The organism is Streptomyces humidus, from assembly GCF_014649655.1.
Taxonomy (GTDB): domain Bacteria; phylum Actinomycetota; class Actinomycetes; order Streptomycetales; family Streptomycetaceae; genus Streptomyces; species Streptomyces humidus.
The window spans coordinates 77,977-97,845 of the sequence record NZ_BMTL01000021.1; the positions used below are offsets into that span (position 1 = coordinate 77,977).

The window sequence follows — 19,869 nt, forward strand, 5'->3', positions numbered from 1 at the left end:
GCGGCTGGTCAGGGGTTTCGCTCACTTCCCCACCGTGCCCGCGTGCACGGTCTCGGTGACGGTCACCGTCACGGTGACCGTCGGCCGGGGGCCGGGCCGCGACGGCCCGCCCGGCCCGGCCGTCGACGTGGCCGCGGGCGACGGGGCCACCGGCGACGGCGTCGCCGACCGGCAGTCGCCGAGCCCGCTCACCCGGAACAGCTGCTTCTTTCCCACGACGGCGGTCAGATCCCCGCGCACACAGGCCCCCTCGACCGCCCGGGTGACCTTTCCGGTGACGGTGACGTCCCGTCCGTCGCCGGTCTTCCCCTGGCAGTCGACCGAGGCGGCGGCCCCCGGCCCGCCCTGGTCCTCGTAGCGTGCCGTGCAGGTCAGCCAGCGCACGTTGACGTCCCGCCGCTGGATCTCCGCGGTCGCCGCCTCGTCGGCGGTGTACGCGATCGACATGCTGCTCAGCCCGCCCGGTTCGCACGCCACGACGCCCACCGCGGCCACGGCGACCACCGGAAGAAGCCGAATACGCCTCAAAGCCCCCATGGAGGGCAGCGTGCCACCTCTGCGGGCGGTCCGGTAGCCCGTATGCGGTCATGTTCCGCGCGGGCCGCGGGTTCTGCCGTGGGGGCATGGGCGACCACCGCCGCCGCAGAACAACTCGTCGTGGACGCGACGGCCGCCCAGGTGTGGACGGTCCGTCACCCCTCCGCCGCGCCCGACTGCGGCTCGAGGCCCGGGGCGTCGCCGCAGAAGCGGCAACAGGCGGCGAAGTCGGTGACGAGCAGCCTGACTCGGGCGAGCTCCGCGGCGTCCCCCGAAGGTCAGGACCAGCGGCCGGTGCGGCCGAGCAGCAGGGCGGTCGCCGCCGTTCCGGCGGTCGACGTGCGCAACACGCTACGGCCGAGGCGGTGGGCCTTCGCGCCCGCCGACTCGAACAGCGCCAACTCCTCGGGCGACACCCCGCCTTCGGGCCCCACCACCAGCACGATCTCGCCCGAGGAGGGGAGTTCGGCGTCGGCCAGGGGCTGACTGGGGTAGTCGCGGTCCTCGTGCAGGACGGCGGCGAAGTCGGCCCGCGCCACAAGTGCCGCCACCTGCTTGGTCGTCGACGCCTCGGCGATCTCGGGGAACCGGACCCGGCGCGACTGCTTGCCGGCCTCGCGGGCGGTGGCCCGCCACTTGGCGAGCGCCTTCAGCCCGCGCTCGCCCTTCCACTGCGTGATGCACCGCGAGGCCGCCCAGGGCACGATCGCGTCGACGCCGGTCTCGGTCATCGTCTCGACGGCCAGCTCGCCCCGGTCGCCCTTGGGCAGTGCCTGGACGACGGTGATGCGGGGCGTCTCGGCGGGCTCCTCGATCACCTCGCCCAGGGCCAGCGCCAGCCGGTCCCTGCCCTCGGTCGAGACGACCTCGCCGCGCGCCCAGCGTCCGGCGCCGTCGGTGAGGACGACCTCCTCGCCGGCGTGCAGCCGCTTCACGGAGACGGCGTGCCGGCCCTCGGGGCCGTCCAGCACGAACACGGCTCGGGAGTCCGGGAGTTCGTCGACGACGAAGACGGGGGCGGTCATGACAGGCCTCCGTCGCCGGCCGGAAACCGCGACAATGCTGTCCGCGCGTCGGCGAGTTCGGCCAGGAGGACCTCCACGAGCTGCCCGGCGGGCAGCTCACGGGCCATGCGGTGTCCCTGTCCGGCCCACAGCGCCATGCCCTGCGCGTCGCCCGCCTTGGCGGCCGCCTTGCGCAACGGCGCGGTCAGGTGGTGGACCTCGGGGTAGGCGGCGGGCGCGTACGGGCCGTGCTCGCGCAGGAAGCGGTTGACCAGGGCGCGGGCGGGGCGGCCGGAGAAGGCGCGGGTCAGCTCGGTGCGCACGAAGAGGGGGTTGGTCAGGGCCTGTTTGTGCACGGCGTGCGCGCCGGACTCGGGGGTGGCGAGGAACGCGGTGCCCAGCTGGGCCGCGCTCGCGCCCGCCGCGAGGACCGCGGCGATCTGGCTGCCGCGCATGAGACCCCCGGCGGCGACGATCGGCAGCCGCACCGACTCGCGGACCTGGGCGATCAGGGACAGGAGCCCGTTGCCGCAGCCGTCGCTCTCCGGGTTGTCGCGGTGGGCGCCCTGGTGGCCGCCGGCCTCCACGCCCTGCACGATCACCGCGTCCGCGCCGGCCCGCTCCACCGCGACGGCCTCCTCGGCGGTGGTCGCCGTGACCAGGGTGACCGTTCCCGCGCGCCGCAGGGACTCCAGGGCGTCGGCGGCGGGGACGCCGAAGTGGAACGACACGACCGGCACCGGGTTGTCGAGCAGCACCGCGAACTTGGCGTCGTACCCGTCGTCGCGGCCGCTGTCGGGGTCGCCCAGTTCGGTGTCGTACCAGGCGGCCTCACCGGCGAGCTGGTGGGCGTAGACCTCTACGGCGCCCGCCGCGGGAAGCGCTGCGCCTGCCGCCCCGGAGGATCCGGGACCGGTGCCGGGGCACTCGGGCTGCGGCATGAAGAGGTTCACGCCGAAGGGGCGGCCGGTCAGGCTCCGCAGCTGCTTGATCTCCTGGTACATGCCGTCGGCCGTCTTGTACCCGGCCGCGAGGAAACCGAGCCCGCCGGCCTCGGCCACGGCGGCGGCGAGCTGGGGCACGGAGACACCGCCCGCCATGGGGGCCTGCACGATCGGGTGCGGGAAGAGATCGGTCAGTGCGGAGGACATGACGGCATGTTGTCACGTCCTCCGAACAAGTCCGAATCGGCCCTTCCCCGTGCCCGCGCGGGTGCCGGGGGCTGCCCCCCGGCACCGCTCAGCGCCCGTTGAACGCGTCCTTCAGCCGCGAGAACAGGCCCTGCTGGCCGGGCTGGAACTGGCCCGTGGGCCGTTCCTCGCCGCGCAGCTTGGCCAGCTCGCGCAGCAGTCGTTCCTGCTCCGGGTCCAGCTTCGTCGGCGTCTGGACCTCGACGTGCACGATGAGGTCGCCGCGGCCGCCGCCCCGCAGATGCGTGACGCCCCGGCTGTGCAGCGGGATCGACTGGCCGGACTGGGTGCCGGGCCGGATGTCGACCTCCTCCAGGCCGTCCAGCGTCTCCAGCGGCACCTTCGTGCCGAGGGACGCCGCCGTCATCGGGAGGGTCACCGTGCAGTGCAGGTCGTCGCCGCGCCGCTGGAACTGCGCGTGCGGCAGCTCGTGGATCTCCACGTACAGGTCGCCGGCGGGGCCGCCGCCGGGGCCGACCTCGCCCTCGCCCGCCAGCTGGATGCGGGTGCCGTTGTCGACGCCGGCCGGGATCTTCACCGTCAGCGTGCGACGCGAGCGCACCCGTCCGTCGCCCGCGCACTCCGGGCACGGGGTCGGCACGACGGTGCCGAAGCCCTGGCACTGCGGACACGGCCGCGAGGTCATGACCTGGCCCAGGAAGGACCGGGTCACCTGCGACACCTCACCGCGGCCGCGGCACATGTCACAGGTCTGGGCCGTGGTGCCCGGCGCCGCGCCCTCGCCGCTGCAGGTGGTGCAGACGATCGCCGTGTCGACCTGGATGTCCTTGGTCGTGCCGAAGGCCGCCTCCTCGAGGTCGATCTCCAGCCGGATCATCGCGTCCTGGCCGCGCCGGGTGCGCGAGCGCGGACCGCGCTGGGACGCCGTGCCGAAGAACGCGTCCATGATGTCCGAGAAGTTCCCGAAGCCGCCGGCGCCGAAGCCGCCGGCTCCACCGCCGCCCGCCTGGGAGAGCGGATCGCCGCCGAGGTCGTAGACCTGCTTCTTCTGCGGGTCCGACAGCACCTCGTAAGCGGCGTTGATCTCCTTGAACCGCTCCTGGGTCTTCGGATCGGGGTTGACGTCCGGGTGCAGCTCGCGAGCGAGCCGCCGGAAGGCCTTCTTGATCTCTTCCTGCGACGCATCGCGGCGCACGCCGAGAACGGCGTAGTAGTCCGTGGCCACTTACGACTCCGCCAGGATCTGTCCGACGTACCGTGCCACCGCTCGTACCGCTCCCATCGTTCCCGGGTAATCCATGCGGGTCGGTCCGACCACGCCCAGTTTGGCGACTGCTTCGCCGCCCGAACCGTAACCGACCGACACCACGGAAGTGGAGTTGAGCCCCTCGTGGGCGATCTCGTGACCGATGCGTACGGTCATGCCCGAATCCCCCGCCTCGCCAAGGAGCTTGAGGAGCACGACCTGCTCCTCGAGGGCCTCCAGGACGGGCCGGATGGTGAGGGGAAAGTCATGTCCGAAGCGGGTGAGATTGGCGGTGCCGCCGATCATCAACCGCTCCTCGTTCTCCTCGACGAGCGTCTCCAGCAGGGTGGAGAGCACCATCGTGACCGTGCCGCGGTCCTCGGCCTCGAAGGCTTCCGGCAGATCCTCCACCAGACGCGGCACGTCGGAGAACCGGCGGCCCGCGACCCGGCTGTTGAGCCGTGCGCGCAGATCCGCCAGCGAGGACTCCCCGAAGGGCGCCGGGCAGTCCACCATCCGCTGCTCGACCCGCCCGGTGTCCGTGATCAGCACGAGCATCAGGCGCGCGGGCGCGAGCGAGAGGAGCTCCACGTGCCGCACGGTCGAACGGGTCAGGGACGGGTACTGCACGACGGCGACCTGGCGGGTGAGCTGCGCGAGCAGCCGTACCGTCCGGGCCACCACGTCGTCGAGGTCGACGGCGCCGTCGAGGAAGTTCTGGATGGCCCGCCGCTCCGGGCCGGTCATCGGCTTGACGCCGGCCAGCTTGTCGACGAACAGCCGGTAACCCTTGTCCGTGGGGATGCGCCCGGCACTGGTGTGCGGCTGGGCGATGTACCCCTCGTCCTCCAGGGCGGCCATGTCGTTGCGGACCGTCGCCGGGGACACGCCGAGGTTGTGACGCTCGGTGAGCGCCTTGGATCCCACCGGCTCCTCGGTGCCGACGTAGTCCTGGACGATGGCGCGCAGGACCTGCAGCCTGCGTTCACTCAGCATCCGCGCGCACCTCCAAGAATCTCGTCCCCCAGTCCCCCGGGCGTCCCGTCTGGCACTCTTCACATCCGAGTGCCAGCGTTCCCCGGCCCAGTGTACGGCTGTGGGGTACACCCAGGGCAAGGTCGGCCTTCCCGGGGCGTTGTGCAGCTAGCGTCGCGGTATGACGGTGACTTGGGAAGAGCTCGGATGGGAGCGGCTCGCGGCGGGGGTCGGACGGGTGCGGCTGCCGGGCTGGGACTGCACGGCGGGGCTGGTCGTCGGGGCGGGCGCGGTGCTGATGGTGGACGCGGGGTCCAGCCTGGCGGAGGGGGCGCGGCTGCGGGCCCAGGCCGAGGAGCTCACCGGCGCGCGTGTGACTCATCTCGCGCTCACCCACCCCCATTTCGATCACGTGTTCGGTGCGGCGGCGTTCGCGGGCGCGGAGGTCTTCGGCGCGGTGGGCGCCGACACCGTGCCGGGCGAGGAGCTGCGGGCGGACGCGGTGCGCAACGGTCTGGACGAGACGGCGGCGACCGAGGCCGTGGACACGCTCGTCCGGCCCCGCCATCTGGTCTGCGGCGAGTGGACCCTCGACCTGGGCGACGGCCGCCAGGTCCTGCTCGCCAACGTCGGCCCCGGCCACACCGCCCACGACCTGGTGGTCCTCGTCCCCGGGGCCGCCGGCTCACCGGAGGTGGTGTTCTGCGGCGACCTGGTCGAGGAGTCCGGCGAACCGCAGGCCGGACCCGACGCCGTCCCCGGCCGCTGGCCCGCCGCCCTCGACCGCCTCCTGGACCTCGGCGGCGAGGACGCGGTGTACGTGCCCGGCCACGGGGCGCCGGTGGACGCCGCGTTCGTCCGGGCCCAGCGTGACGCGCTGGCGGCCCGTTTCGGCGTGTCGCGCTGATCGTGTGTCCCTGGCGCCGGAGCTTCTCCTATCGTCATCCGAATGCGCCCACCCGTCTCCCGCCACCGCCCCTCCGACGGCGGCCCTCCGGGCCCGCGCCCTCGTGCGTACTCCGCCGACCTGACCCCTCCCTGGAAGAAGCCGAAGCCCGTCCCCGAGGTCCCGGCGGACCCCGGTCTGGTCGTGGAGGAGCCCGGCACCGGGTTCTGCGGCGCGGTGATCCGCTGCGAGGCGGGCACGGTGACCCTGGAGGACCGCTTCGGCAAGCACCGGGTCTTCCCGCTGGAGCCCGGAGGCTTCCTCCTGGAGGGCCGCACGGTCACCCTCGTCCGGCCGGCCTCGGGACCGTCGCGCCCCTCCCGGACCGCCTCCGGCTCCGTCGCCGTCCCCGGCGCCCGCGCCCGCGTCGCCAGGGCCGGACGCATCTACGTCGAGGGCCGGCACGACGCCGAGCTGGTCGAGAAGGTGTGGGGCGACGACCTGCGGGTCGAGGGCGTCGTCGTGGAGTATCTGGAGGGCGTCGACGACCTGCCGTCCATCGTCGCGGACTTCGCCCCCGGACCGGACGCACGGCTGGGAATCCTGGTGGACCACCTCGTTCCCGGCACCAAGGAGTGGCGCATCGCCCGGTCGGTGACCAGCGAACACGCCCTGGTGGTCGGCCACCCGTACATCGACGTCTGGGAGGCGGTCAAGCCTGCCTCCCTGGGCATCGAGGCCTGGCCTCGCGTGCCACACGGGCAGGACTGGAAGACGGGGGTGTGCCGGGCCCTGGGCTGGCCGTCGGAGAACACGGGCGCGGTGTGGCAGGCGATCCTGAAGCAGGTGGGCTCCTACAAGGACCTGGAGCCGGAGCTGCTGGGCCGGGTGGAAGAACTGATCGACTTCGTCACGGCCCCGGCATGACCCCCTGCGTTCGGCGGGCAGCCGCACCGGCGTGACCCCCTGCGGCCGGCGGGCGCCCCTGGCCCACCGGGAACGCTTCTAGTCCACCAGGTCCCGGACCACCGCGTCGGCCAGCAGCCGCCCGCGCAGGGTCAGCGCCGCCCGCCCCTCGTCGTACGCGCCCTGCCGGAGCAGGCCCTCGCCGAGCGCCCGGCGGGACGCCGCGAGCCCCTCCGGCCGCAGCAGGTCGAGCGGCGCGCCCTCCCGCAGCCGCAGCTCCAGCAGAATCCGCTCGACCCGGCGGTCCTCCTCCGAGAGCACCTCACGTCCTGCGCCCGGCGAGCGCCCGCCCGCCAGGGCCGCCGCGTACGCCCCGGGATGCCTGACGTTCCACCAGCGCACCCCGCCCACGTGCGAGTGCGCCCCCGGCCCGGCGCCCCACCAGTCGGCGCCGCGCCAGTACAGCTCGTTGTGGAGGCAGCGGCCCGCCTCCGAGGTCGCCCAGTTGGAGACCTCGTACCAGTCGTAGCCCGCCGCCGACATCACCTCGTCCGCGATCAGATAGCGGTCCGCGTGGACGTCGTCGTCCGTCATCGGCACCTCGCCGCGGCGGATGCGGCGGGCGAGCTGCGTGCCCTCCTCGACGATCAGGGCGTAGGCCGAGACATGGTCGGGGCCCGCGCCCAGCGCCGCATCGAGGGACGCCCGCCAGTCGTCGTCCGACTCGCCCGGGGTGCCGTAGATCAGGTCGAGGTTGACGTGCTCGAAGCCGGCGGCCCGAGCCTCCGCGACACACGCCTCGGGACGTCCCGGCGTGTGGGTGCGGTCGAGGATCTTCAGGACGTGCTGCCGGGCGCTCTGCATGCCGAAGGAGACCCGGTTGAAGCCGCCCGCGCGCAGGGTCGCCAGATACGCCGGGTCCACGGACTCCGGGTTCGCCTCCGTCGTCACCTCCGCGTCCGCCGCCAGCCCGAACTCGTCGCGGATCGCGCCCAGCATCCGCACCAGGTCGGACGCGCCCAGCAGGGTCGGGGTGCCGCCGCCGACGAAGACCGTGCGGACCTCGCGCGGGTCGTCGCCGAGGACCTTGCGGGCCAGCCGGACCTCGCCGATCAGGGTGTCCGCGTAGTTCTCCCGGGAGGCGAGGACGCCGCCGCTGCCGCGCAGCTCGGTCGCGGTGTAGGTGTTGAAGTCGCAGTACCCGCAGCGGGTCGCGCAGTACGGGACGTGCAGATAGAACCCGAGGGGGCGGTCGGCGGCCCCGGCGAGCGCGTGCGCGGGGAGCGCGCCGTCGTCGGGGACCGGCTCGCCGTCGGGAAGTGCGGAAGGCATGTCGTCCATTGTCCCGCACGCCCGCGCCGGCCCCCGTTTCGGGGATTGGGCGCGGCGCCCGCGCGTGGGCCGCCCGGCCGGGTCCCTGCTCTCAGGCCAGCAGTTCCGCGCCCAGCGGCCGTCCAGGACCGGCCCCCGGCAGGACGTAGGCCAGCGCCGAGCCCCGGGTCTCGGTGAACCCGCTCAGCTCGTCGCGGGTCGCCATCCGTCGCTGCACCCGGGTGAACAGCGCCGGGTCGCGCATGAAGGCGAGGAACAGCAGGCCCTGGTCGGTGGGGCCGTCGGCGTAGGAGTAGCCCCGGCGCAGCATCCGGGCTCCGTCGTCGTGCAGGGGGCTGACCACGCCGACGTGGGAGTGCGCCGGGGTGAGGTACCCGCCCTTCGGGGACTTGGCGAAGACGTCGACCTCGGCGTGCTCCGGACCGCCGGGCAGCGGGCCGCCCGTCGAGCGGCGCCGGCCGACGATCTCCTCCTGGCGCCGCACGGCGAGCCTCGCGAAATCCTCCACCCGTAGGTGGACGCGCCGTACGACGAGGTAGGTGGCGTCGTCCGTCCACACCCAGCGTTCGCACTCCTGCGGGCTCGGGTTGGCGCTGCCGTTCTTGAAGCCGAGCAGGTCGCGCGGGGTACCGCCGCCGTCGGGCGACGGCGGCAGGAAGCCGGACTGCCGCCAGCGCGGGCGCAGGGTCTCACCGGCCAGCCGGGTGAGGGACTCGGCGGTCTCCTCGGCAACGTCGGAGTCGTCGGCGCACAGCTGCACGAGCACGTCGCCGCCGCAGCGGGCGGGGTCGAGGCGGTCGCCGGGGAACGAGGGCAGCTCGCGCAGAGCCGCGGGGGCGGACACGCCGAGGCGGGCGGGCAGGCGAGGGCCGACGCCGACCGTGGCGGTGAGGCGGGTCTCCTGGGAGCCGTCGGCTTCCCGGGTCTCCGCGAGCGCGTCGGTCCAGTCCCCCAGCACCTCCTTCAGCGCCCGTGCGCCGGCCGCGCCGCGCACGGCGGGATCGAGGTCGTAGGCCAGGAGCAGCGCGGTGGACTGCTGAGGCGTCGTCACACCGGCCTGGCGGAGGCCACGACGACCGGAACCGGAACCCGAGCCGGAGCCCGCGCCGGGGCCAGGCGCGCCCCGGTGCGGCGGACCGGCCGCACGGCTGCACGCGGTCACGGTCAGCCCGAGCCCCGCGCCGGCGATCAGGACACGTCGGCGCGGGGGCGCATCGATGGGGACATTCGTTGCCTTCAGCACGAACCGGACGATACATCCGCCGGGTCGGCCGTCCGCTTTCCCCCGCCCGCGCCCGGGGCCGCCCGGGCGACCGCTACTCCGCCTGGAGCACCAGCAGGGCCAGGTCGTCCTCGGGAGGCTGCTCGCCGAATGCGTGGACCAGGCGTCGGATCCGCTGCGCGATCGTGTCCGCGTCGAGGCCGACGCAGCCCGCCAGCGCGGCGGCGAGGCCTGCGTCGTCGTCGAACTGGCGCAGGCCCGAGCGCCGCTCGGTGACGCCGTCCGTGACGCACAGCAGGGTGTCGCCCGGCCCCAGCCGCAGGCTGTCGCAGGTGTACGCGACGTCCTCGATGACCCCCAGCAGCGTCTGCGGGTGTCCGGCCGTCGCGACCGAGCCGTCCGCCCCGAGCACCAGCGGCAGCGGGTGCCCGGCGGAGGCGAAGGTGCAGCGGACGCCGCCTTCGAAGGGGGCCAGCTCGCCGTAGAGGAGGGAGAGGAAGCGGGTCTGCGGGCCGTCGCCCGGGACGACGGGCCCGACGAAGGCCCGGGCGGCGGCGTCGGCGGCCTCGGTCGCGTCGTCGAGGAGCAACTGGTTGAGACGGTCCAGCACGTCGGCGACGCCGTAGCCCTCACGGGCCAGCAGTCGCAGCCAGGGCCGGGCCAGGCCGATGACCACGGCGGCCTCCGGCCCCTTGCCCTGCACATCGCCGACCGCGAAGCACCAGCGGCCGTCCCCCGCCGGGAACAGGTCGTAGAAGTCGCCGCTCGGGCCGCCCTGCTCGCGCGGCTCGTAGACGAGTGCGCTGCGCACGCCGGGGATCTCGGCGACCGCGCCGGGCAGCAGCCCGCGCTGGAGGACGGCGCTGATGGTGGCCTGGCGGGCATACTGACGGGCCGCCCCGATGGCCAGTGCCACCCGGCGGCCGAGGTCCTCGACGAGCCCGGTGACCTCGTCGGGGAAGACGGCCGGACCGGCGCGCCCGATCACCAGCGTGCCCAGCGGGCGGCCGCCGGCGATCAGCCGGTAGGCGAGCGACGCGCCGTGCGGGCCGAGCGCCGCACCGGGCCAGGGGAACGGCTCGGGCCCGGAGCGCGGACCGCCGTCGGGCGGACAGGGCGGGTCCTTCTCCAGGGCCCGGCGCAGCTCCTCGATGCAGTTCTCACCCGCGTGCCAGACGCGGGCCAGCCGCGGTCCCGGCCCGCCGGCCCAATCGGCGCGCCCGCTGACCTCGTCCTCCAGCCACACCGCGCACCAGTCGGCGAGCCGCGGCACGAGCAACTGGCCGGTCAGTGCCGCCACCAGGTCCTCGTCGAGTTGTCCGGCGAGCAGGTCGGACGCCTCGGCGAGGAAGGAGAGGGCGCCGCGGTTGAGCCAGTCCCGGTCCCCCTGTACGACCGGCCGCGGCGCGGGAGCCAGGGCCGTCGGCCGACCCGCGGCGGCCGCAACGGCAGCAGGGACGGCGGCAGCGGGGGCGACAGCGGGAGCAAGGTCGGCGGCGGGGGCGGGGTGAGCGTGCCCGAGGGCGGCGAGGCCCGGGAGGCTACCGGGTTCGCGCCCGGCGGGTCCGCGGGCGGGTCCGTGCCCGCCACGGCCGGGATCAGTGCCCGGAGCGAGGCCCGAGGCGGGGTCGGGGGCGCAGGCGGGGACAGGGTCGCAAGCGCGGGCGGCGGCGAGGGCGGATGCGGGGTCGGGGGCGGGTTCGGCGGCGGGGACGGCGGCGAGAGCGGATTCGGGGGCGGGTTCGGGGTCCGGGAAGTCGACGGGCTGCAACAGGCGGGCCCAGACCGTCTTCGTCCCCCTGCGGAACGTCACCCCCCAGGCGTCGGCGAGCGTGGCGACCAGACGCAGGCCGCGGCCGTACTCCGGAAGCTCGCACGGCGTCTCGCCGACGCCGTCACGCGGGGTGCGGGAGGGGTGGCGGTCGCCGACCTCGACGACGACCGCGGGGCAGCCGTCGGGGCGGCCGGGCTCCTCCTCCAGCCGGCACACCAGCTCCACATCGGTACCCGCGTGCACGACGGCGTTGGTGACGAGTTCGCTGACGACGAGCACCGCGTCCTGGGCGAGCCGCTCCCCGAGCTCCTCGGCCAGCGGCCGGTCCGGGCCCGCCCACTCCGTCAGCGCGGCGCGGACCAGATCACGGGCGGCGCCGGGCGCGAGGGGGCTCCCGGTCAGAGCGGCACGGACGCACGGGAGCCCGGGCGCGTGCGCGGGCGCGCCGCCGGCCCGGGAGACGGTCTCCCGTTGCGTCGGAATGGCTCCCATGCGCGGCTCCCCGGACGGTTCGGATGCCCACAGGGTGACAGACCGGTCCCGGTCATGAGCGCTGGGTTACCGAAGTGGGCCGTCCTGGCCCCGAAGCCTGCCGCGCGGATGCACACCGGTGTACGGGAGTGTTCGATGACGCACGGTTGAGGGGCGGAATCCGAGCGTTCGGACTCCGCCCCCGCCCCGCACTCCCTGGCTACGCCTCGCGCGCTCCGGCGTACATCTCGTCGATGAGGTGCTTGTACTCCCGCTCCACGACCGGCCGCTTCAGCTTCAGGCTCGGGGTGATCTCGCCGTGCTCGACATCGAGGTCGCGGGGCAGCAGCCGGTACTTCTTGATGGTCTGCCAGCGCTGGAGACCCTCGTTGAGCTGCTTGACGTAGCCGTCGACGAGCTCGACCGTCGCGGGGGCGGCGACGACCTCCACGTACGGCTTCCCGGCCAGCCCGTTGTCCTTGGCCCAGTCGAGGATCGCGGGCTCGTCCAGCGCGATGAGCGCCGTGCAGTAGTTCCGGTCGGCGCCGTGCACCAGGATGTTGGAGACGTACGGGCACACCGCCTTGAACTGTCCCTCGACCTCGGCGGGCGCGATGTACTTGCCGCCGGACGTTTTGATCAGGTCCTTCTTGCGGTCGGTGATGCGCAGGTACCCGTCGGGCGAGAGCTCGCCGATGTCGCCGGTGTGGAACCAGCCGTCGGCCTCCAGGACCTCGGCGGTCTTCTCCGGGAGCCCGTGGTAGCCCTCCATGATGCCGGGGCCGCGCAGCAGGATCTCGCCGTCGTCGGCGATGCGCACCTCCGTGCCGGGCAGCGGCTTGCCGACCGTGCCGGTGCGGTAGGCCTCGCCGGGGTTGACGAAGGAGGCGGCGGAGGACTCCGTCAGGCCGTAGCCCTCCAGGATGTGGATGCCGGCGCCGGCGAAGAAGTAGCCGATCTCCGGGGCGAGGGCGGCGGAGCCCGAGACGCAGGCGCGCAGGTTGCCGCCGAAGGCCTCGCGGATCTTGGCGAAGACGAGCGCGTCGGCCACCTTGTGCTTGGCGCCCAGCCCGAACGGGACGGACATGCTGCCCGTGCGCCGGAAGTTGTCCTGCGCGGCCTTGGCGTACTCGCGGGAGACCCCGGCGGCCCACTGGAAGATCTTGTACTTGGCCCCGCCGCCCGCACGGGCCTTCGCGGCGACCCCGTTGTAGACCTTCTCGAAGATGCGCGGCACGGCCGCCATGTACGTGGGACGGACGATCGGCAGATTCTCGATGATCTTGTCGACACGGCCGTCGACGGCGGTGACGTGACCGACCTCGATCTGGCCGGAGGTGAGGACCTTGCCGAAGACGTGCGCGAGCGGCAGCCACAGGTACTGGACGTCCTCCGGGCCGACCAGGCCGGTCGCGGCGATCGCCTTCGCCATGTACGACCAGTTGTCGTGCGGCAGACGCACACCCTTGGGACGGCCGGTGGTGCCGGAGGTGTAGATGAGGGTGGCGAGCTGGTCGGAGGTGATCGCGGAGACGCGGTCCTTGATCAGCCCGGGCTCCTTCTCCAGCCGGGCCGCTCCGCGCTTCTCCAGCTCGTCGAGGGTGAGAATCCAGTCGGCGGTCTCCACACCGGCCGGGTCGATCACGACCACATGGGTGAGAGCGGGCAGCTCCGCACGCTTCTCCAGCGCCTTGGCGAGCTGGGAGGCGTCCTCGGCGATCAGCACCCGGCTCTCGGAGTCGGACAGGATGAACGCCGACTCCTCGGCGTTGGTCTGCGGATAGATCGTGGTCGTGGCCGCCCCCGCGCACATGATGCCGAGGTCGGCGAGGATCCACTCGATCCGGGTGGAGGCGGCCAGCGCCACCCGCTGCTCGGGCCGCAACCCCAGTTCGATGAGGCCGGCCGCGATCGCGTGGACCCGCTCGGCGGTCTGCGCCCAGCTCAGTGCCTTCCAGTCGTCGGGCCCCTCGCCGGACGCCGCCGGCACCGGGTACCGGTAGGCCTCGGCGTCGGGCGTGGCCGCCACGCGCTCCAGGAAGAGGCCCGCGACGGACGGCGGACGGTTCTCGATCAGTGTCTGTGTGTCGCTCACGACATCCTCCGGGACCCGCGACGGTGCGGCTGGCTCGTTGCGGCGTCGTTCGACGCGGCTGTTGGTGACGGCGGCCGGTGCTGACCGCGGCTGTTGTTTAACTCACGAGTAACTACCGGGCAGGGATCAGAGTAGAGGGCGACTGGCCTGCGCGTAAGGGGCTCCGGACCGTCACTTTCTCCCGGACGGGCCGTCGCTTTCTCCTGGATACAGCGACGGGGCCCGCCGCGCTCACGCACGACGGGCCCCACGACGCTGCGCCGAAAGGGCTACTTCTTGCCCTTGCCGGATCCCGCGCTGTCGTCGCTGCTCAGGACGGCGATGAAGGCCTCCTGCGGAACCTCCACGGAACCCACCATCTTCATCCGCTTCTTGCCTTCCTTCTGCTTCTCCAGCAGCTTGCGCTTCCGGGAGATGTCACCGCCGTAGCACTTGGCGAGGACGTCCTTGCGGATGGCGCGGATGGTCTCGCGGGCGATGACCCGGGAGCCGATGGCCGCCTGGATGGGCACCTCGAAGGCCTGCCGCGGGATGAGCTCGCGCAACTTGGCGACCAGCCGCACACCGTAGGCGTACGCGGCGTCCTTGTGGGTGATCGCGGAGAAGGCGTCCACCTTGTCGCCGTGCAGCAGGATGTCGACCTTGACCAGGCTGGAGGTCTGCTCGCCGGTGGGCTCGTAGTCGAGCGAGGCGTAGCCGCGGGTCTTGGACTTCAGCTGGTCGAAGAAGTCGAAGACGATCTCCGCGAGGGGGAGCGTGTAACGGATCTCGACGCGGTCCTCGGAGAGGTAGTCCATGCCGAGCAGCACACCGCGCCGGGTCTGGCACAGCTCCATGATCGAGCCGATGAACTCGCTCGGCGCCAGGATGGTCGCGCGCACCACCGGCTCGTACACCTCCGAGATCTTGCCCTCGGGGAACTCGCTCGGGTTGGTGACGACGTGCTCGGCGCCGTCCTCCATGAGCACCCGGTAGACCACGTTCGGCGCGGTGGCGATGAGGTCGAGGCCGAACTCGCGCTCCAGCCGCTCGCGGATCACGTCGAGGTGCAGCAGGCCGAGGAAGCCGACGCGGAAGCCGAAGCCCAGCGCGGCCGAGGTCTCCGGCTCGTAGACCAGCGCGGCGTCGTTGAGCTGCAGCTTGTCGAGGGCCTCGCGCAGCTCGGGGTAGTCGGAGCCGTCGAGCGGATACAGACCCGAGAAGACCATCGGCTTGGGGTCCTTGTAGCCGCCGAGGGCCTCGGTCGCCCCTCCGTGCAGGGTGGTGATGGTGTCGCCGACCTTCGACTGGCGGACGTCCTTCACACCGGTGATCAGATACCCCACCTCGCCCACGCCGAGGCCGTCCGCGGAGAGCATCTCGGGCGAGTTGGTGCCGATCTCCAGCAGCTCGTGCGTGGCGTTCGTCGACATCATGCGGATGCGCTCGCGCTTGTTGAGCTGGCCGTCGATGACACGGACGTACGTCACGACGCCGCGGTAGGAGTCGTAGACCGAGTCGAAGATCATCGCGCGGGCGGGGGCGTCGGCGACGCCGACCGGCGCCGGGATCTCCTTGACGACCTTGTCGAGCAGCGCGTCGACGCCGAGCCCGGTCTTGGCGGACACCCGCAGCACGTCGTCCGGGTCGCAGCCGACCAGGTTCGCGAGCTCCTCGGCGAACTTCTCGGGCTGCGCGGCCGGCAGGTCGATCTTGTTCAGCACGGGGATGATCGTGAGCTCGTTCTCCATCGCCAGGTAGAGGTTGGCGAGAGTCTGCGCCTCGATGCCCTGGGCGGCGTCGACGAGGAGGACGGTCCCCTCGCAGGCCGCGAGCGACCGCGAGACCTCGTACGTGAAGTCGACGTGCCCCGGGGTGTCGATCATGTTGAGGATGTGCGTGGCGTCCGGATCCTGGCTCGGGGCCCAGGGCAGGCGCACGGCCTGGGACTTGATCGTGATGCCGCGCTCGCGCTCGATGTCCATGCGGTCGAGGTACTGAGCACGCATCTGCCGCTGATCGACCACGCCGGTCAGTTGCAGCATGCGGTCGGCGAGCGTGGACTTGCCGTGGTCGATGTGCGCGATGATGCAGAAATTGCGGATCAGAGCCGGGTCGGTACGGCTCGGCTCGGGCACATTGTTAGGGGTCGCGGGCACGCAGGGTCCTGTCTCTTGAGGCGCCTTGTGCCTCGGGTCGGATCGATACGTAGTCTCCATGGTCCCATGGGCGGCGACCGAGTACCGGTTTGGGCCGCTCGCCGCACCACTGGTAGTCTGGGCAGCTGTGTCTCATGCCCTCTCAGCGCGAGGCACACCTCAGAAAATCACCTGGCACGGGACCTCCACGGCCCCGCGCCTGAACCTGCAAAGGCTCATTCGTGGCGAACATCAAGTCCCAGATCAAGCGGATCAAGACCAACGAGAAGGCCCGGCTGCGCAACAAGGCCGTCAAGTCCTCCCTGAAGACCGCGATCCGCAAGGCCCGCGAGGCCGCTGCCGCGGGTGACGTCGAGAAGGCCACCGAGTACCAGCGCGCTGCGGCGCGTCAGCTCGACAAGGCCGTCTCGAAGGGCGTCATCCACAAGAACCAGGCCGCCAACAAGAAGTCGGCGCTTGCTTCCAAGGTCGAGACCCTCAAGGGCTGAACCCCCGACTGATCTGACCGCCGGAGGGGACCAGAGCGGGCCCTCTCATCCGCTCCCGTCCGGCACCCCGAGCCTGTACGCGGCCTGCGTTCGCCACGCGGGTACGGGCTCTACCAGCTTGAACAGCTTGTGTCGAAGGCCCCGGCGCCCCGCCCTTCCCCAGGGCGCGCGCCGGGGCCTTCGGCATGCCCGGCCCCTCATGGCCACAGCCGCAAGGCCTCCCGCCGTCACGCCCAAAAGCCGTGGCGCCCTCGTGGCTCGGTCGGTCCGGAGGCCGGTCGCGGGCGGCCGAGGCAGTCGCGGTGGATCCGGAGGCCGGTGGCGGGCGGCCGAGGCAGGGTGGATCCGGAGGCCGGTGGCGGGCGGCCGAGGCAGTCGCGGTGGGCCGACTTCGAGGGCCTTCGTGACAGGATCCGGGCGTGACGACGTTGTTCCTGACGGTCGGCCTGCCCGGGGCCGGAAAGACCACGAGAGCTCGACAGCTGGCCAAGGAGCACAACGCACTGCGGCTGACGCCGGACGAGTGGATGCTCCCGCTGTTCGGCGATCCGCAGCCTGCCGGGAAGCGCGATGTGCTGGAAGGCCGGCTGCTCTGGCTGGGGCTGGAGGCGCTGAAGCTGGGAACGAACGTGGTACTGGATTTCGGCTGCTGGTCCCGTGACGAGAGGTCCGCGATCCGCTGGCTGGTGACGTCTGCGGGCGCCTCCTGTCAACTCGTGTACGTGCCGGTGGACCATGAGACCCAACGTGCCCGGATCGCCCATCGCCGGTCGACCACCCCTGATCAGACCTTCGTGATGAGCGAGACGGAGCTCTCGCACTGGAGGACGCTGTTCGAGGAGCCCGACGCCACGGAACTCCATGGACATGACGTAGGAGGTCCGCCTCCTGGGTGGTCGGAATGGCTGGAGTGGGCCGCCGACCGGTGGCCGTCGCTCGCGTGACCGCCGGCCGGCCTTGGCACCGACCGGTGATGCAGCCGTGCCAGGAACGCCGATCCCGGAACGCCGGACGGGCCCGCCCGCTAGCCCCGTCCGCCGGAACGGGCGGCTCGCGCGATGGTCACCACCGCCTTCTCCAGGGCGTACTCGGGATCGTCACCGCCGCCCTTCACTCCGGCGTCCGCCTCGGCCACCGCCCGCAGCGCGACGGACACCCCGTCCGGTGTCCAGCCACGCATCTGCTGTCGCACCCGGTCGATCTTCCAGGGCGGCATGCCCAGCTCGCGCGCGAGGTCGGCAGGGCGGCCGCCACGCGCGGAGGACAGCTTGCCGATGGCCCGCACGCCCTGGGCGAGCGCGCTGGTGATCAGCACGGGCGCGACGCCGGTGGCCAGCGACCAGCGCAGCGCCTCCAGCGCCTCGGCGGCCCGCCCCTCCACCGCCCGGTCGGCGACGGTGAAGCTCGACGCCTCGGCCCGCCCGGTGTAGTACCGCCCGACCACGGCCTCGTCGATGGTCCCTTCGACGTCGGCCACCAACTGGGACACCGCTGACGCCAGTTCCCGCAGATCGCTGCCGATCGCGTCGACCAGTGCCTGGCACGCCTCGGGCGTGGCCGACCGCCCGGTCGCCCGGAACTCCTGTCTGACGAAGGCCAGCCGATCCGCCGGCTTGGTCATCTTCGGGCAGGCCACCTCCCGCGCGCCCGCCTTCCGCGCGGCGTCCAGCAGCCCCTTGCCCTTGGCTCCGCCCGCGTGCAGCAGCACGAGCGTGATCTCCTCGGCAGGCGCCCCGAGGTACGACTTGACGTCCTTGATCGTGTCGGCGGAAAGATCCTGCGCGTTGCGCACGACCACGACCTTGCGCTCCGCGAAGAGCGACGGGCTGGTCAGCTCGGCCAGGGTGCCGGGCTGCAGCTGGTCGGAACTCAGATCGCGCACGTCCGTGTCGGCGTCGGCGGCTCTGGCGGCGGCCACCACCTCCTGCACGGCACGGTCGAGCAGAAGGTCCTCCTGGCCCACGGCAAGCGTCACCGGGGCGAGAGGGTCGTCGTTCGCAGTCTTCCTGGCCATCCCCGAAAGCATCCCACGCCGCACTGACAACCCACCCACTCCGCAAGCAGCGGCGGCCGGGACCGACAGCCGTCGACACCGCAAGCGACCGTCCCGGGCCCCCAGGCCTCGGGCCAGGCCTGCGCCGGAGGCCGCAGAGGCCGCAGAGGCCGCAGAGGCCGCAGAGGCCGCAGAGGGCAAACGCAGGCCTGTCGGCGGACGGCACCGGGCCGCAGGGGCGAGCCTGCCTGGACGCCGGGCCGCGGCGGGCGAGGCCAGGCCGCGCGAACGGCACCGGCGGAGACGGCACCGGCGGCGGGGGTGGGGGTGGGGGTGGGGGCTACGGGTCCTCGCGCCACCCCTCCCACTCCGCCGCGAACCCGTCCAGCGCCCCGACGTCGAGGCGCCGCTCCTCGTCGTGCAGCAGGACGAGCCACTGCGCGTCCTCCGCGTCGTCCTCCCCGGCCAGGGCGTCCCGGACGATCCGCGGCTCCTCGCTCACTCCGAACCGCTCCCCGAGCACCTGGGCCACCTCCTCCGCGGCCTCGCGATCGGGCAGCACCAGCACATGTCTCACATCACTCACAGAGCCCATCTTCCGACATGCGCACGCGAGGCCTCGCCCCGAGTACCGGGAACCCCGCGGCGGCCGTGTCCGGCCGCGAGCGGAGCGGTTGCGGCCGCCCGCCCGGGGGCCGCAGGTCAACCCGTCGGCGTCTGCTGGACGATCTGCACATCCAGCTCGACGGTGATGCTGGGCCCGACGACGGCGATGCCCCGCGCCAGCATCGTCTGCCAACTGACGGTGAAGTCGTCCCGCCGCAGCTCAGCCCGTGCCCGGCAGGCAGCCCGCACCTCGCCGTTCATGCCGTTGCCGAGCCCGAGGTACTCCGTTTCGAGCGTGACCGTCCGCGTCACCCCGTGCAGCGACAGCGCCCCGGTGACGGCCCACCGGCTGCCGCCCTTGTGCACGAACCGCTCGCTGTAGAACTCGAGAGTCGGAAACCGTTCGACGTCCAGGAAGTCCGCGGACCGCAGATGGTCGTCCCTCATCCGCACGTTCGTGTCGATGGACTCCGCGGCGATCACCACGTGCATCGCCGACTGTTCCATCCGCTCGGCGATCCGCACCGCCCCGGCGAACGAGTTGAACCGTCCGCGGATACGGGCGAGCCCGATGTGCCGCGCGGTGAACCCGATCGACGAATGCGTCGGCTCTATCTCCCAGTCTCCCGGCGCCGGCAGTTCCGGCGGCCGCGCCACCTGGAGCGTCACATCGCCCAGTGAGGCCAGAGCGTTCTCGCCGACGGTCGCGGTCGCCCGGTAGGGGGTGTAACCCTCGGCGGACACCGCGAGCCGGTACTCCCCTGCCGGCACCGTGGTCATGAACGCCCCGAAGGGGTCCGTGCCACCGCTGACGACCTTGCGCCCCGAGGCGTCGCTCACCGCGAACTCCGCATGCGGCACCGGCTCGTTGACCGGATCGAGCACCCGACAGCTCAGCACTCCGGCGTGCTCCGGGGTGTGAAGCGCCGCGAGGGGACTCATCCGCTGCACCCGGTTCGTACGGTTTCCCAGCCAACGGCCGAACATCCACGACACCTCTGCGCGACTTGACATCACTTGTTGCCGAAGAAGCATTCGATCACCG

General features: G+C 72.7%; 17 protein-coding genes and 1 pseudogene. 4 read left to right on the forward strand and 14 right to left on the reverse strand.

The genetic code is table 11. From position 1 onward, the window contains the following. Positions 1–21 precede the first annotated feature (21 nt). The 6 genes and pseudogenes from IE239_RS24125 to hrcA form a co-directional block, all read right to left on the reverse strand. Entirely contained in the window at positions 22–537 is a 516-nt protein-coding gene (locus IE239_RS24125; RefSeq protein ID WP_190151470.1) for a hypothetical protein, read from the reverse strand. A 158-nt stretch (positions 538–695) separates the two neighbouring features. Further along, a pseudogene (locus tag IE239_RS42310) lies at positions 696–779 on the reverse strand (VOC family protein); the annotation flags it as partial. 36 nt (positions 780–815) lie between these two features. Further along, positions 816–1,562: a 16S rRNA (uracil(1498)-N(3))-methyltransferase gene (locus tag IE239_RS24130; RefSeq protein ID WP_190151471.1), complete on the reverse strand. Its 747-nt coding sequence runs from the start codon at positions 1,560–1,562 to the stop codon at positions 816–818. Further along, positions 1,559–2,692 carry a nitronate monooxygenase gene (locus IE239_RS24135; RefSeq protein WP_190151472.1) on the reverse strand — a complete coding sequence of 378 codons (1,134 nt, stop codon included), beginning with the start codon at positions 2,690–2,692 and terminating at the stop codon, positions 1,559–1,561. The genes IE239_RS24130 and IE239_RS24135 overlap by 4 nt, the downstream gene beginning before the upstream one ends. An 88-nt stretch (positions 2,693–2,780) precedes the next feature. Then, positions 2,781–3,917, reverse strand: a complete 1,137-nt coding sequence (dnaJ, locus tag IE239_RS24140; RefSeq protein ID WP_190151473.1) for a molecular chaperone DnaJ — start codon at positions 3,915–3,917, stop codon at positions 2,781–2,783. Next, positions 3,918–4,934 (reverse strand): heat-inducible transcriptional repressor HrcA, encoded by a 1,017-nt coding sequence (hrcA, locus tag IE239_RS24145; RefSeq protein ID WP_190151474.1) that lies wholly within the window; start codon positions 4,932–4,934, stop codon positions 3,918–3,920. 160 nt (positions 4,935–5,094) lie between these two features. Between hrcA and IE239_RS24150 the strand changes: the two genes are divergently transcribed. Both IE239_RS24150 and IE239_RS24155 read left to right on the forward strand, forming a co-directional pair. Further along, a complete protein-coding gene (locus IE239_RS24150) occupies positions 5,095–5,820 on the forward strand; it encodes an MBL fold metallo-hydrolase (protein WP_190151475.1) in 726 nt (241 codons plus the stop codon). A gap of 42 nt (positions 5,821–5,862) precedes the next feature. Continuing rightward, entirely contained in the window at positions 5,863–6,726 is an 864-nt protein-coding gene (locus tag IE239_RS24155) for a DUF3097 domain-containing protein (protein WP_229878268.1), read from the forward strand. 78 nt (positions 6,727–6,804) lie between these two features. Here the strand turns inward: IE239_RS24155 and hemW are convergent, their stop codons facing one another. The 5 genes from hemW to lepA form a co-directional block, all read right to left on the reverse strand. Next, positions 6,805–8,037 (reverse strand): radical SAM family heme chaperone HemW, encoded by a 1,233-nt coding sequence (hemW, locus tag IE239_RS24160; protein ID WP_190151476.1) that lies wholly within the window; start codon positions 8,035–8,037, stop codon positions 6,805–6,807. A 91-nt stretch (positions 8,038–8,128) separates the two neighbouring features. Then, positions 8,129–9,280: a Dyp-type peroxidase gene (locus IE239_RS24165; RefSeq protein ID WP_229878269.1), complete on the reverse strand. Its 1,152-nt coding sequence runs from the start codon at positions 9,278–9,280 to the stop codon at positions 8,129–8,131. A 73-nt stretch (positions 9,281–9,353) separates the two neighbouring features. Beyond that, complete coding sequence (locus IE239_RS24170) at positions 9,354–11,525, reverse strand: SpoIIE family protein phosphatase (protein WP_190151477.1); 2,172 nt, start codon at positions 11,523–11,525, stop codon at positions 9,354–9,356. A gap of 199 nt (positions 11,526–11,724) precedes the next feature. Beyond that, positions 11,725–13,599: an AMP-dependent synthetase/ligase gene (locus IE239_RS24175; protein ID WP_190151478.1), complete on the reverse strand. Its 1,875-nt coding sequence runs from the start codon at positions 13,597–13,599 to the stop codon at positions 11,725–11,727. 269 nt (positions 13,600–13,868) lie between these two features. Further along, positions 13,869–15,737 carry a translation elongation factor 4 gene (gene lepA, locus IE239_RS24180; RefSeq protein WP_190151479.1) on the reverse strand — a complete coding sequence of 623 codons (1,869 nt, stop codon included), beginning with the start codon at positions 15,735–15,737 and terminating at the stop codon, positions 13,869–13,871. A 221-nt stretch (positions 15,738–15,958) separates the two neighbouring features. Between lepA and rpsT the strand changes: the two genes are divergently transcribed. Both rpsT and IE239_RS24190 read left to right on the forward strand, forming a co-directional pair. Beyond that, a complete protein-coding gene (gene rpsT, locus IE239_RS24185; protein WP_020127768.1) occupies positions 15,959–16,225 on the forward strand; it encodes a 30S ribosomal protein S20 in 267 nt (88 codons plus the stop codon). A 419-nt stretch (positions 16,226–16,644) separates the two neighbouring features. Next, positions 16,645–17,169: a P-loop nucleotide/nucleoside kinase family protein gene (locus tag IE239_RS24190; RefSeq protein WP_190151480.1), complete on the forward strand. Its 525-nt coding sequence runs from the start codon at positions 16,645–16,647 to the stop codon at positions 17,167–17,169. 80 nt (positions 17,170–17,249) lie between these two features. Here the strand turns inward: IE239_RS24190 and holA are convergent, their stop codons facing one another. From holA to IE239_RS24205, 3 genes are all read right to left on the reverse strand, one after another. Further along, positions 17,250–18,239, reverse strand: a complete 990-nt coding sequence (gene holA, locus IE239_RS24195; protein ID WP_190151481.1) for a DNA polymerase III subunit delta — start codon at positions 18,237–18,239, stop codon at positions 17,250–17,252. 319 nt (positions 18,240–18,558) lie between these two features. Further along, positions 18,559–18,804 carry a hypothetical protein gene (locus IE239_RS24200; protein WP_190151482.1) on the reverse strand — a complete coding sequence of 82 codons (246 nt, stop codon included), beginning with the start codon at positions 18,802–18,804 and terminating at the stop codon, positions 18,559–18,561. A 116-nt stretch (positions 18,805–18,920) separates the two neighbouring features. Continuing rightward, a complete protein-coding gene (locus IE239_RS24205) occupies positions 18,921–19,811 on the reverse strand; it encodes a YceI family protein (RefSeq protein ID WP_190151483.1) in 891 nt (296 codons plus the stop codon). Positions 19,812–19,869 lie beyond the last annotated feature (58 nt).

Bases quoted from the DNA above. Each gene is read 5' to 3' on its own strand.
- IE239_RS24130 (WP_190151471.1), bottom strand. From the start codon at position 1,562: ATGACCGCCCCCGTCTTCGTCGTCGACGAACTCCCGGACTCCCGAGCC.
- hemW (WP_190151476.1), bottom strand. From the start codon at position 8,037: ATGCCTTCCGCACTTCCCGACGGCGAGCCGGTCCCCGACGACGGCGCG.
- hrcA (WP_190151474.1), bottom strand. From the start codon at position 4,934: ATGCTGAGTGAACGCAGGCTGCAGGTCCTGCGCGCCATCGTCCAGGAC.
- IE239_RS24125 (WP_190151470.1), bottom strand. From the start codon at position 537: ATGGGGGCTTTGAGGCGTATTCGGCTTCTTCCGGTGGTCGCCGTGGCC.
- IE239_RS24135 (WP_190151472.1), bottom strand. From the start codon at position 2,692: ATGTCCTCCGCACTGACCGATCTCTTCCCGCACCCGATCGTGCAGGCC.
- holA (WP_190151481.1), bottom strand. From the start codon at position 18,239: ATGGCCAGGAAGACTGCGAACGACGACCCTCTCGCCCCGGTGACGCTT.
- IE239_RS24205 (WP_190151483.1), bottom strand. From the start codon at position 19,811: ATGTTCGGCCGTTGGCTGGGAAACCGTACGAACCGGGTGCAGCGGATG.
- IE239_RS24170 (WP_190151477.1), bottom strand. From the start codon at position 11,525: ATGGGAGCCATTCCGACGCAACGGGAGACCGTCTCCCGGGCCGGCGGC.
- IE239_RS24150 (WP_190151475.1), top strand. From the start codon at position 5,095: ATGACGGTGACTTGGGAAGAGCTCGGATGGGAGCGGCTCGCGGCGGGG.
- IE239_RS24155 (WP_229878268.1), top strand. From the start codon at position 5,863: ATGCGCCCACCCGTCTCCCGCCACCGCCCCTCCGACGGCGGCCCTCCG.